The sequence below is a fragment of the Mangrovimonas sp. TPBH4 genome (assembly GCF_001280505.1).
Classification (GTDB): domain Bacteria; phylum Bacteroidota; class Bacteroidia; order Flavobacteriales; family Flavobacteriaceae; genus Mangrovimonas_A.
Genome location: NZ_LBIO01000034.1, coordinates 1 through 12,785, shown reverse-complemented (window position 1 = coordinate 12,785; position 12,785 = coordinate 1). Strand labels below are relative to the sequence as shown.

The 12,785-nt window shown below is 32.4% G+C and carries 16 protein-coding genes; all 16 read left to right on the top strand.

The genetic code is table 11. From position 1 onward, the window contains the following. The first annotated feature begins 149 nt into the window (after positions 1 to 149). Positions 150 to 584, top strand: coding sequence for a hypothetical protein (locus ZA05_RS01300; protein WP_053990054.1), 435 nt, complete (start codon positions 150 to 152; stop codon positions 582 to 584). Between the two features lie 170 nt (positions 585 to 754). After that, a complete protein-coding gene (locus tag ZA05_RS01295; RefSeq protein ID WP_053990053.1) occupies positions 755 to 1,171 on the top strand; it encodes a hypothetical protein in 417 nt (138 codons plus the stop codon). Positions 1,172 to 1,316: 145 nt separating this feature from the next. After that, the gene (locus ZA05_RS01290) at positions 1,317 to 1,820 is read left to right on the top strand and encodes an Imm63 family immunity protein (RefSeq protein WP_053990052.1); all 504 of its coding nucleotides are present in this window, start codon (positions 1,317 to 1,319) and stop codon (positions 1,818 to 1,820) included. Between the two features lie 158 nt (positions 1,821 to 1,978). Continuing rightward, positions 1,979 to 2,383 (top strand): hypothetical protein, encoded by a 405-nt coding sequence (locus ZA05_RS01285; RefSeq protein ID WP_053990051.1) that lies wholly within the window; start codon positions 1,979 to 1,981, stop codon positions 2,381 to 2,383. Between the two features lie 147 nt (positions 2,384 to 2,530). Further along, the gene (locus tag ZA05_RS01280) at positions 2,531 to 2,965 is read left to right on the top strand and encodes an OmpA family protein (RefSeq protein ID WP_053990050.1); all 435 of its coding nucleotides are present in this window, start codon (positions 2,531 to 2,533) and stop codon (positions 2,963 to 2,965) included. A gap of 249 nt (positions 2,966 to 3,214) precedes the next feature. Then, positions 3,215 to 4,273, top strand: coding sequence for a hypothetical protein (locus tag ZA05_RS01275; protein WP_197276030.1), 1,059 nt, complete (start codon positions 3,215 to 3,217; stop codon positions 4,271 to 4,273). A gap of 40 nt (positions 4,274 to 4,313) precedes the next feature. Beyond that, a complete protein-coding gene (locus ZA05_RS01270) occupies positions 4,314 to 4,973 on the top strand; it encodes a leucine-rich repeat domain-containing protein (RefSeq protein ID WP_053990049.1) in 660 nt (219 codons plus the stop codon). A gap of 179 nt (positions 4,974 to 5,152) precedes the next feature. After that, positions 5,153 to 6,532: a serine hydrolase gene (locus tag ZA05_RS01265; protein ID WP_053990048.1), complete on the top strand. Its 1,380-nt coding sequence runs from the start codon at positions 5,153 to 5,155 to the stop codon at positions 6,530 to 6,532. Positions 6,533 to 6,732: 200 nt separating this feature from the next. Continuing rightward, positions 6,733 to 7,485 (top strand): DUF4919 domain-containing protein, encoded by a 753-nt coding sequence (locus tag ZA05_RS01260; protein WP_082333634.1) that lies wholly within the window; start codon positions 6,733 to 6,735, stop codon positions 7,483 to 7,485. Between the two features lie 162 nt (positions 7,486 to 7,647). After that, complete coding sequence (locus ZA05_RS01255) at positions 7,648 to 8,271, top strand: class I SAM-dependent methyltransferase (protein ID WP_053990046.1); 624 nt, start codon at positions 7,648 to 7,650, stop codon at positions 8,269 to 8,271. Positions 8,272 to 8,415: 144 nt separating this feature from the next. After that, a complete protein-coding gene (locus tag ZA05_RS01250) occupies positions 8,416 to 8,910 on the top strand; it encodes a hypothetical protein (RefSeq protein WP_053990045.1) in 495 nt (164 codons plus the stop codon). A gap of 239 nt (positions 8,911 to 9,149) precedes the next feature. Next, complete coding sequence (locus tag ZA05_RS01245) at positions 9,150 to 9,539, top strand: hypothetical protein (protein WP_053990044.1); 390 nt, start codon at positions 9,150 to 9,152, stop codon at positions 9,537 to 9,539. Positions 9,540 to 9,665: 126 nt separating this feature from the next. Further along, positions 9,666 to 10,175, top strand: coding sequence for a hypothetical protein (locus tag ZA05_RS01240; RefSeq protein ID WP_053990043.1), 510 nt, complete (start codon positions 9,666 to 9,668; stop codon positions 10,173 to 10,175). Between the two features lie 158 nt (positions 10,176 to 10,333). After that, positions 10,334 to 11,488 carry a hypothetical protein gene (locus ZA05_RS01235; protein WP_053990042.1) on the top strand — a complete coding sequence of 385 codons (1,155 nt, stop codon included), beginning with the start codon at positions 10,334 to 10,336 and terminating at the stop codon, positions 11,486 to 11,488. Positions 11,489 to 11,638: 150 nt separating this feature from the next. Then, positions 11,639 to 12,370 carry a M949_RS01915 family surface polysaccharide biosynthesis protein gene (locus ZA05_RS01230; RefSeq protein ID WP_053990041.1) on the top strand — a complete coding sequence of 244 codons (732 nt, stop codon included), beginning with the start codon at positions 11,639 to 11,641 and terminating at the stop codon, positions 12,368 to 12,370. Positions 12,371 to 12,530: 160 nt separating this feature from the next. Further along, positions 12,531 to 12,785 (top strand): hypothetical protein (locus ZA05_RS18425; protein ID WP_231632386.1); only part of this gene is annotated, 255 nt, incomplete at its 3' end.

Sequence of the window (12,785 nt, the reverse complement as noted above, 5' to 3'; positions counted from 1 at the left end):
AACACCGTGTATAATTCATTGCTTCTGATTTTCCTCACGGAAAATCCTCGCAACTTTACTATCTTAGTTTCTTAAACCTGAAAATCCTGCGGATTTTCACGCAACGAAACTATACACAAACCGTTGTAGTGCATTTAAGAACTGACAAAATGAATAAAAGTCAACTACATTTACTAACCATTTCTATCTTAATTTCGAGTTTTACTTTTGGACAATCAGATAAATTGGAAAAGTTAACTGTTGGCTTCATGTGCGGAGTATCTGCAGGCACTACTCCTCTCGTTAATAAAATGACTGACTTAGTAAAAGAAAAAAAATACTCTGAGATTTCTTCATTATTAAATTCCAAAAATAGCGGAGAAATATTCTTAGCTATTTTAATATTAGAACGACTGAGCCAAAAAAACTTTTATACACTAAAAGAAAAAGAAATAGACAAAATAGCTTTTTGGAAATCTTCACCTGTTCCAGTTTATAATTGCTTAGGTTGTTCTTCAGATGTAAATTCTATGTGGAAACTTTTTGAAAATAAAAATTCACTTGAAGAAATTACTTGGCTGAATAGAATACTTCCCATTGAATAAGAATTCTATGAATTAAAAACACACTACAACACAATGTATAATTCATTGCTTCCGATTTTCCTCTCGGAAAATCCTCGCAATTTTGCTACCTTAGTTTCTTAAACCTGAAAATCCTCCGGATTTTCACGCAACGAAACTATACACAAACCGTTGGCAACAATAGGAAAACGATGAAAATTCTAATAATAATTCTTTTTTTCTTTTATACCTTTTTTAGCTTTTCTCAAAGTCTTGAAGAAAGAGAAAAAATTACAGCAGAATTTGAAAAGCTCTCTGATACTAAAATTGAATTATATAATATCAACTCATTTCCCCAAAAGCTAGATTCGATACAATTAAAATCTGACTTCTTAAAAAGTAAAAATATTGATTATAAAATACTCGGATTTAGAATTTCTGGTGTTAATGAAAACGGGGAAATGGTACTATTTTTCAAATCATCAAAAGGTAACATCATTCCGACTGATTTTAAAGATAAAATATCATCATGTTCTGAATGTAAAAGCGTAAAAGTCGACCGAATAACAATAAATTGGTTTACAGGCACATACACTTTAAAAACTAGTCAAACGTGGAGTATAAAATAAATACTGTTGCCAACACCGTGTATAATTCATTGCTTCTGATTTTCCTCACGGAAAATCCTCGCAACTTTACTATCTTAGTTTCTTAAACCTGAAAATCCTGCGGATTTTCACGCAACGAAACTATACACAAACCGTTGTGCAACATATGACAAAAACCGTAACTGAAATAGAAAATATAGTAAAGCAATTGGCTGATAGGATAAATGCACCAAGTTATTTACTACCGACATTTAGCTCACCAATTGGAGATGCAACACCGAATATTGAAGTTGATAATTTAGGACTTTACAATTATGTAATTTCCGAAAGAGGAACTGAATATGAAAGGAAATTGACATCTGACTTGAATGACTTATTATACTGGATATTTTCTTCTGTGACTTTTTCTATGGCTTGTAACTACGAATTGAAAAACAGAATTGAGGAAAAAGATTGTAGAAGAATAATATTCGCAAAACAAGAGGAATTACTCGGAGTATTGGACAGTAAATGGGAGGAAAAGGAAAGGAAAGAACACAAATCTATTCTTGTGAACAGTCCATTTGATGATTTAGCTGGATTAAGAGCTACTTATTGCAGAGAATTGAGAGCAAAAGGATTATCGGAATCCGAAATTGATAAACTCGCTTATGAAAAATATCCTGAATAAAATACGTTGCACAACACAGTGTATAATTCATTGCTTCCGATTTTCCTCGCGGAAAATCCTCGCAACTTTACTATCTTAGTTTCTTAACCTGAAAATCCTAGCGGATTTTCACGCAACGAAACTATACACAAACCGTTGTACACAAGCTAAGAACTGAATTGAAAATATTAAAACTTATATTAACACTCGGACTTTTAGCTTCTTGCGGAAATAAAACAGAATTTATACCCAATAAAAATTTGATTGAATTCCATAGAAGAACAATAATGGATATGGATGAATTAGTTAATTCTGGAGAGGAAAATTATCGAAACTTAAACTCGAAAAAATTTAATCTAAAAACTGACACAATCCGATTTGAAAATGACTTTATATATGTTTCTTACCTATCAATAGTCAACGGTTGCGGACAATATTCTGGAAATATTGAAATAGAAAATGACTCAATTATTTTAAAACTAGTTGACACTTCTGGAATTGCTTGCACAGAAAAAAGAGTTGACAGATTGGTTTATAAAATAAAAAATGATGCAAATAAAAAATACGGAATTAAAAAATGGTAAAAAGCCTGTGTACAACACCGTGTATAATTCATTGCTTCCGATTTTCCTCGCGGAAAATCCTCGCAATTTTGCTACCTTAGTTTCTTAACCCGAAAATCCTAGCGGATTTTCACGCAACAAAACTATACACAAACCGTTGTGTGCCATATGAATAAAAAACTAATTATTTTATTTACTATTTTTTTAAGCCTCAATTTATTTGGTCAAAATATTGAACACGTAAAAGATGAAAATACAGGAGCAGAACTCGAAATTTCCAGTGACAACTTTCCTGAACCATTCTTCTTTGACAAGGACTCATCTACATATTACAAAAAAGAATATATACAAAAAATAAGCTCTGATCTTTTAAAAATTGATAATACGGAAATTCTCCTCACAGGACATTGTACAATTTTGGAGCAAAAGTCAAATCCAAGTATCTCAATTAATCGAATAAAAGAAATCAAAAAACTATTAATTGAATCGGGTTATGATGAAAATAGAATAGTAATAAAAGACGAAAAAACAAACCAACCGAGAAGCAGCTCTCCAGAATCAAACGAAAATAGACGAGTCGATTGGTTTATAATTCAAAGATAAATACAGCACACAACACCATGTATAATTCATTGCTTCTGATTTTCCTCACGGAAAATCCTCGCAACTTTACTATCTTAGTTTCTTAACCCGAAAATCCTGCGGATTTTCACGCAACGAAACTATACATAAACCGTTAGCAAACATTTAAATTACACTGATAGGGTATATGAAATTATTTAAACTATTATATATTAATTGATTACATTTAAAGAGAAAATATCCAAGTTATTAATCTAGAAAATAATAATCATGAGAAATCCTATTAGAATCAGCATTTTAATTGCAGTTGTGATATTCGCTTCATGCACACAACAAAAAAAGAGTAACACTGATAAACAGGACGCTCCGGTTACTGTAACCGAAGAAAACTTTGCCCTGGCAATGTCTGATTTGGCAATGCAACGAGAATTTGCTCAAGGAGCCAATAATACACAATGGCACCACAATCGATCGGTTATGGCATTAGATGCTCAACCTGCACCGCTAATGAATAGAATGACTACTTATTCTTTCTCCATTGTTGACGGTGGTGGAGATGTTGCTATTACCCTGCCTGAAAATGATGGCAGATATATGTCGCTTCATGTTTGGAACCACGACCATGTAACAGTAGGGGTATATTACGGCGCAGGAAAATATATTATCCCGGCTGATAAATCAAGTGATTTTTTTGTAGCAAATGTGCGTATGTATCTTGATCCGAATGACCCGGAAGACATTAAAAAAGTAAATGGATTTCAAGATCAGCTCAAGATAGAATTTCTGAATGGGTATGAACCAAAGCCTTTTAAAGTTACTAATTGGAACATGGAACAGTTTGAAAAAATTCATGAGCACTATGTGGCACGCGCTAAAGAATTAGGAACCTTAAATGGCATGGCAACTTTAGAACACAAAATTACTCTTGATGAAGCAAACAGAGGAGTTGCCGTCGCCACCGGATTACTTCCTGACAAAGACGCCATGTACTTTACCGAAAACCACCTGATGAACGGTGAAAAGGTGAAAAAAGTAACCTACAGTGTACCTGAAATCGAAAATCCTGATTTAGGGTTCTTCAGCATTACAATTTACGGTGAAGACCAATGGCTTAAAACCGATGAAGGTTCTAATATTGATAACCGAGGCATCCAACTAAATGCTGACGGAAAAACATTTGATGTGTACTATGTAATGCAAGATGAGTATGCCAATGCAGATTACCCTAACAAACTGCTAGTTCCATCTGATAATTTCTGGACTTGCTTTAGAGTATATATGCCCGGAAAAACCGTTCGAGAAGGTGAGTTTATATTACCAAAATTTTAAAACGCTAATTATTGATGTAAAAACGTTTGCTAACATTTGAATGGAATTCTGGAACAAAAATAACATTGAGTACTACAGAATAGAGGATTCTGGAATTTTTAAAGCAAAAACTTTATCTCCTGACTATTTACAAGAAAAGGATTTGAGCAATTCGAATCTAAAAAAATTAAGAAGCGAATGGCAAAAGGTATTTCCGAAATTAGACAACCTAAAGTATCTTTACCTCGGGCATAGAGTTAATCAAGAATATTTTGAAGCCGTTTGCCAAATTCCAAATTTGAAAGGGCTTTGGGTTAAAACAAGCCAAATTAAAGATTTTAGTCCTATTGGTAATTTAAGGGAACTTGAACAACTAAATTTTGGTGGTAGTTTGGCGATACCTAATTTAGAAGGAATTCAAAATTTGACAAATCTAAAATATTGTGTGCTGGACAAGTTTTTCGGACTTGAAAGCCTAAACGAATTGTCTAATTTAAAATCTTTAAAAAAACTTCATCTATTCGGTGGCTTTGACGCAAAAACTTTAAATATAAAATCACTCGAACCATTATCTGAATTGAGTAATTTAGAAGAACTTGCTCTCGCCATTAAAACCAATCTTGATATAAGACCTTTGCTTAAACTAAAGAAATTAGTTATACCGGATTTCTATCATTCGAAAATTAAAAATGAATTACCGAAACGAACTAAATTAAGATAAAAGAACGTTTGCTAACACCGTGTATAATTTATTGCTTCCGATTTTCCTCGCGGAAAATCCTCGCAATTTTGCTACCTTAGTTTCTTAACACGAAAATCCTGCGGATTTTCACGCAACGAAACTATACACAAACCGTTGTAGCACATTATCAATAAAGTGAATCGTTAAAAATTTAAAACATGAAATCAACTATTTTTTTTTACTTCATTTTAATAAATTTTTATGGGTTTTCTCAAAGTTTTCCTAACAAAGACTGGGCAATCAATAAAAATCCATCGCAGGTAGGTTGGAACCCAATAAAAATGAAATCATTTAACGATTTTATTGTAGACAGCACAAAGGTTACAGGTTTAATGATCATCCATAAAGGAGAGGTTGTTTATCAATACGGTAATCTTTCACAAATAAGTCGGGTGGCTTCTTGTAGAAAGAGCATCCTTTCAACGCTTTTTGGTAAATATGTTGAAAATGGCACAATTGATCTAAATGAAACCATTGGAGACCTCAAAATTGATGATATTGGAGGCATTTTACCCATTGAAAAAAAGGCCACCGTTCAAGATTTACTTTCTGCAAGATCCGCAGTTTTTAAGAACACCAATGAATCAATACCGGATACTAATTTACCTAAAAGAGGAAGCCATGAACCTGGAACATATTGGTTATACAACAATTGGGATTTTGACACCTACGGAACTATTTTTGAACTAAAAACCAAAAATAATATTTACGATGAAGTCGAAGCTCAATTGGCAATTCCTTTAAATTTTCAAGACTGGAATCGGGACGCGCAACACAAGGTTTCCAATCCAACATCAAACTCCCCCATGTATCATATGTGGCTTTCCACTAGAGATTTTGCTAGAATAGGCCATCTCATGCTAAATCGTGGAAATTGGAAGGGAAAGCAATTAATTTCTGAATACTGGGTGGATGAAATGCTAAAAGAAAGGACCAATTATAAGGAGGTCAATGATCATGTAGATTACTTTAGAAATTCACAGATTGATTATGGTTATGGGTATTCTTGGTGGTTGGTCCAAAATACAGAAGATTACCGATTCAAGAACGCTTTTGTGGCAGCTGGAGCTTGGGGAAATGGCATTGTTGTATATCCAAATATAGAGACGGTTTTAGCATTTGTAACTTGTGAAGTTTACGATAGAATCAATGAACCACATATACGCCAGAAAATACGATATAAAGCTGCTGATATATTTGACCCTGAATGGGAGAAAAATTACGTAACCACAAACAATATTGTCCCAATTAGTTTAACCGAAAATCAAAAAAAACAATATTTAGGTCGTTATCAAATAGGAAAAAGGCCACCCGTTACAATAAAAAACGCAACGCATGGCTTATTGGTAGAATTACCTAATGGTAGAAATCAAGAACTAATTCCAATAAATGGAGATAGATTCGCAATAAAAGATCAATATATAGTTGAGAATATCTTAAGAACCATACAATTTGTTAGAGATGAAAATGGAAATGTACAGGGGTTAGTTTTACCTGTAGTAAATAACAAAGAAATAAAGCTAACAAAAATACAGTAGTTCATAAAAAATCTAATTCTGAATCAAATAACTAATTCTAATAAAAATAGAATAAAAACGTGCTACAACAATGTATAACCGCAATTACGGCGGATTCGACTACGTCCGAATCCACTCGGAATTGCTTACGTCAGTTCTAAACCGAAAATTAACGCATATAAACCCGTAACTGACGGTTATACGAGACCGTTAGCAAACATATGAGAAAAACGATTTTACTTTTAATAATGGGTTTTGTTTCAAACTTAATTTTGGGACAAAACTTTGACTATCAAATTGACTTTAAAAAATTAGTTGAACAGTCAAAAGATAGTTTGAGTGAAAACTATTATGAAAAGTTAAGTGCTGAATTTGTTAAAAATGGAGAGAATTTTTCCAAAGACAAAGTAATTGCACTAATGGCTGGACAAACCGCTTCAAAATTTTATGATGCTTACGGAATGATTGATATGGAACGTTCTTATCAAGTCGCTGACAGGTTTCCTGCTGACACAATTCATAAATATGCCGACCAATTTATAAATGTTTACCCTATTAACTTTTCTTTGAATTATGGCCTTTGGAAAACTTATGAAAAAGAAAAGGACAAGGAAAATGCAGAAAAGTTCAAAAAACGATTCGAACTAATTGCAGAGTCAATATTATCAACTGGAAACGGAACAAGAGAGAAACCTTATTTTGTAATTTCACCAATTGACGGACAAGTATTAATTAGACTGTATCATAAAAAAGAAATTGGAACAATGGGTTCTGGAGATGACGTCAATGGAAACTTTACTGATATTTTGGAATTAATGGACGGAGAGAATAGTCGGACTTTATATTTTGTCATTGACCACGCAATGGGGCTTCTTAGACAACAACTAAAAGAAGTCGATGAAAAAGAAGTTGAGGACGAATATGAAACTGATGAAAACGGAAAAGTAATTCTTAAAAAGAAAAAAGGAAATTAAAAATACGTTTGCTAACACCGTGTATAATTCATTGCTTCTGATTTTCCTCACGGAAAATCCTCGCAAGTTTGCTATCTTAGTTTCTTAGCCCGAAAATCCTAGCGGATTTTCACGCAACGAAACTATACACAAACCGTTGGCATTAATATAAAAATAAACTGAATGAGCATAGAAAAAGCATATAATATTTGGGCTAATCAATATGACACGAATGAAAATCGAACAAGAGATTTAGATAAAAAGTGCACTATTGAAACCTTAAATAAATATGACTTTAAAAATGTATTAGAATTGGGATGCGGCACAGGAAAAAATACAGAATGGTTACTGAACAAAGCAGAAAGAATAATCGGGCTGGATTTTTCACAAGAAATGCTCAACAAAGCAGAAGAAAAAATATCTGATAAAAGAGTACGATTCAAGAAAGCCGATTTGACTAAAAACTGGGAAGTAGAAAACAGCTTTGCCGATTTAATTACTTCAAGCTTAACACTTGAACATATTGAGAACTTAGACCACATTTTTTCTCAAGCAAGCCTAAAACTAAAAAAGAATGGACTGTTTTTTATTAGTGAATTACATTCCTTTAAACAATATTCTGGAAGTAAAGCTAAATACGAAACGGAAAACGGAACTGAAGAATTAGAAGTCTATGTTCATCATATCTCAGAATATATTAATAATGCAAATAATAATGGATTTCAGTTAATTGAATTAAAGGAGTGGTTTGATAATAACTCTGAAAACGAAATACCAAGACTGATTTCATTTGTGTTTAAAAAATAAATACTAATGCCAACAATGTGTATAAGTAATAGCGGTTTAAGTGATAAACGAAAGATAAAATATAGAACAAAGGTCAGTACAAAACTGAAAAGTTAGTGAGTAGAAATCCGCTACTACTCATACACGAGACCGTTGTACAGCATTATGAAGAACATTTTTTCAACCATATTATTCATTATTCCAATTTTGACTTTTAGTCAAGATTTTATAATTGCGCAACCGAATATTGATGAACTAAAAGCAGAGATGAAGCGGACTAATTATGCTGATGATGTAATTTATCTGTTTCTTAATCTAAACTATGATTCGATTTCCAAGAAACGTGAAATTACTTATTACGATTATCTAGACTATAGCATTTGTTCTTTTAATCAAGACTTTGAAAACGGAATTAATTACTCGATTGAACAATGTAAAGAAGCTGGCGGAGCAACAATTTCCCTCGTTTTACCAAAAACGAAAAGAGAAAGTTTGGTAAAATGGATAGAAGGAATTTTTAAAAGTTCACCAATGGATATTCAGCACGGTTGGAATTTGGACAAATCAAAATTTGGACCGACTGACAATGGTGCTGGTTGTTACTTTGAAATAAATGAAACTAACGAAAACACATTAGTGAAAAACTATTGCGGATGTTGACGAATAAAATAACGCTGTACAACACCGTGTATAATTCATTGCTTCCGATTTTCCTCGCGGAAAATCCTCGCAACTTTATTATCTTAGTTTCTTATACCTGAAAATCCTGCGGATTTTCACGCAACGAAACTATACACAAACCGTTGTAGCACATTACCATTATCACGAAAAAGAGATTAATTTCTTTGGCCAGCGAGTAAGTTTTGAGGAATTTTATAAACTAAAAATTTGACAAAATAATGAATCCCAAAACGACTGACTTTCTATTCGGCTGTAAAAACCTTTATATTTTGGGAATACATCCATTTGACTTTAGCAAATCGGACTCAAAAGAATACAAAGCAATAATTGAACTTGGAAAGCAAATCATTCAGGAAATCGGACTTCAAAAATTTGCGAGCTTTGTTGGTGAATATCAATATCGTGTTGGAATTTGGTCATCAATGATTACTTTAGATTACGGAAAACCTGACCTAAACGAAATTTTAGAAATCAGCGGAACAAACACAATAATTTCAGCCTGTCTGGATAAAATTGAACAGAATGAAATCAATGAATTACCGACTGGCATTATTGCGAACAAAAAGAACTGGATAAAAAAAATAAAAACGTGCTACAACACCGTGTAACACGCATTGCTTCGGATTTTCCTTCGGAAAATACTCGCAAACGTGTAATGTCAGTTTTCTTTACCTATCTTTAAACCATACTACGCCGCAACAGCGGCGTTACACAAACCGTTGGCAAACATTAGGATGAACGACGATAGAAGAAAAAAAATCGAGTTATTAAAAAGAAAAAATAAAGTCAAAAACGATGTGAAATTTTTGACTGAATTCTATGCGGATATAAAAATCGTTGAATTTCTGACAAATGACGAATTGAATAAAATGTTTGCATTCGACAAAAAGGAAGATATTAGAAATTATAATCTTGAATTTTCTTACTCGCCAACTGAAAACGAAACTGTGAAATCTGACTTATCTGACTTGATTGAAGATAGTTTTTTATTCAAACCTTATGATTTAAGTGATCAAACTTATTGCTTAACCCATAAAACAGAATTCAATAAAATCTTTGAGAGAACATTTATAGAAAACAATATTCCGACTTTGATTTATACTAGCGATGGAAAAATATCAATTGTGGTTTCAAAAGAGGTTGTCGATTACGAATTAAAAGACGGAATTAAAACTCAAAAAGAATGGTGGAATATAATTGTTGGAGGAATTAAAGGAATAAAACAAATCATAAATAAAAAATAACGTTTGCCAACACCGGCTATAGTTCATTGCTTCTGACTTTCCTCTCGGAAAGTCCACGCAAATTTGCTATCTTCGGTTTACGGCGGAAAATCCTCGCGGATTTTCACGCAACGAAACCATAGCCAAACACGTTGGCAACAAGCTGAAAAAAATTACGAATGAAAAACAAAATACTGATTTTATTACTGACTATATCATCATTAATTGGCTTTGGTCAGAACTCAAATGAAAATGTTTTATATGTTGTCGATTCTATTCCTGTAATAGAAGAACCTAAAGAAGGATTTGGAACTTTAACGGAAAACGAAATTGATAATGTTGTTGTCGTAAAAGACAAAAAAGTAATAGAATCTTCTGGCTACAAAGATTTGAATGGAATTATTTATGTTTTTACAAAAGAATATGTAAAAAGACCTGATAACATAAAAGCAATCCCGACAACTAAATTAATGACAAAAAAAAATGGAACTTGGTATTTAAAAAATAGTTCAATACCATTTTCAGGAAAATTTATTGACTATTATCTAACTGGAAAAAAACAAGGCGAAGGAATTTTGTTTAACGGAAAACTAAAAGGTAAACGCCTACTCTACCATTTAAATGGAAATATATCTGACGAAATTGAATACGAGAACGGAATTTCAAACGGACTTGAGCAAAGATTTTATGAAGATGGAACTTTAATGCAAAAAGGGAGTTTCAAGAACGGAAAGGAAATTGGAATTTGGGAAATGTATCATCCAAACGGACAATTAAAACAACGGACAAACTTTGTGAATGGAAAAATGGACGGAGAATCCGTTTCGTATTACTCAACAGGAGAATTAAAAGGAAAAAATGTCTACAAAAATGGTGTTTACCAAAAGGATAAAATAAATGACAAACTTTTCAAGTTTTACAACGAGTCTCAAGAATTGTACAAACAAGTAAACTACAAAGGAGCAATAAAAAAATTAGATAAAGCCTTGGAATTGGAACCAAATTGGGCTGACGGATATTTTGCAAGAGCCACAATGAAATTAAATGATTTTCAGTTTGATGAGGCAATAAAAGATTTCAATAAAACCCTTGAGATTGAGCCGTATTTTACTAATGCTTATTCTAACCGAGCTTTTGCAATTTTACGAAAATATGAACTTGGAAATGGTAGAACCTTATCAAAATCAAAAGACATCCAAATAATCGCATCAAAAGAAACTGAAATTCCAGAATCGGAACTGACTAAAATTTGTGCGGATTTGAAAAAAGCTGTGTCACTTGGAGATGATAATTGGATGGTTTTAGAAGCGTTAAAAAAATATTGTAAAGAATAAAGCCAGTTGCCAACACCGTATATAATTTATTGCTTGTTCTAGCCTACTTACGAAAATCCTCACGGATTTTCTATTCGGTTTTTATTTGCTAAATTATGTGCTAAACCACGCAACAAACCATATACAAGCACGTTACCAGCAATTTAAAAAATGAAGAACCTAATAACAATATTGTTTCTGATTATATCTCAGCTTTCTTTCGGACAGACAGAAGAGCACAAAGAAAAATTCAGACAACTTGAACCAGACATTTGGTTGAGTATTTGGGATAAGGAAAACTCAAGTAAATCAATTCAAATTGACACATTAAGTTATGATGACATTCCTAAAGCACTTGATTTTAGAGGAACAGTTGTTGAAGCCCTAAAATGGACTGACTCTAACGGAGAGAATATTCTAATCCAAACGGTAACTGGACACTTCACTTGGAAAGACTATGACAAAGATTCTACTGATTATATGATTCAAGATAAATCAGAATTGTATGCTTACCTATTTCAAAAAAGCAAGTCTGATAACGATTACAAAAGAAAATGGAGAGTGTATGATTATACCGAATGTTTTGGAGTGGACTGGTTTACAGGTTTTATGCCAAAAGCGACCACAATTACAGATTTGGATAATGATGGAATAGCTGAAATATCTTTACCATATGTTTTGATTTGTCGTGGAGGAATGGATCCTGGAGAAATGAAAATAATAATGTATGAAGGTTCGACTAAATATGCTTTGAGAGGTTCAACAATGCTTATGTGCAAAAGTGAGCATCCATACGGTGGAGAATATAAACCAAGTGACAATTTGAAAAGCAACAAAACATTTTTAGATTTTCTCAACAATCATTGGGATAAAAATAAATGTGAAGAAGGAAAATTTTATTAAAAAAAGCTGGTAACAATGTATATAAAAAATAGGCGAATTAGTTATAAAATCAAGGCTTTAATCTCGTATCAAACTTTGTGTTTATCCGAAAGTTTCATGCTTCGAAATCGCCTACTTTTCATATACTAACCGTTGTACTTAATTCCCAACAAACCTAAAAATGACTCTTAAAAAGAAAATATTTATTGATAAATATCTCATTCCAATTACTTTACTTACCGTTCTGATAATTTATATAATAAAAGAAGGGGCTTATATGTTTAGGGAATTTTATGGGTTTTATTTATTTTATTTTGTAATATGGTTTTTAATTAGCTTAATGATTATCAGTAAATCAAACAATCATTTAATTAATTACTCAATTGATAAAGAATTTATTAATGTTACTTTTTATAAAAACTTCAAAACTATACAA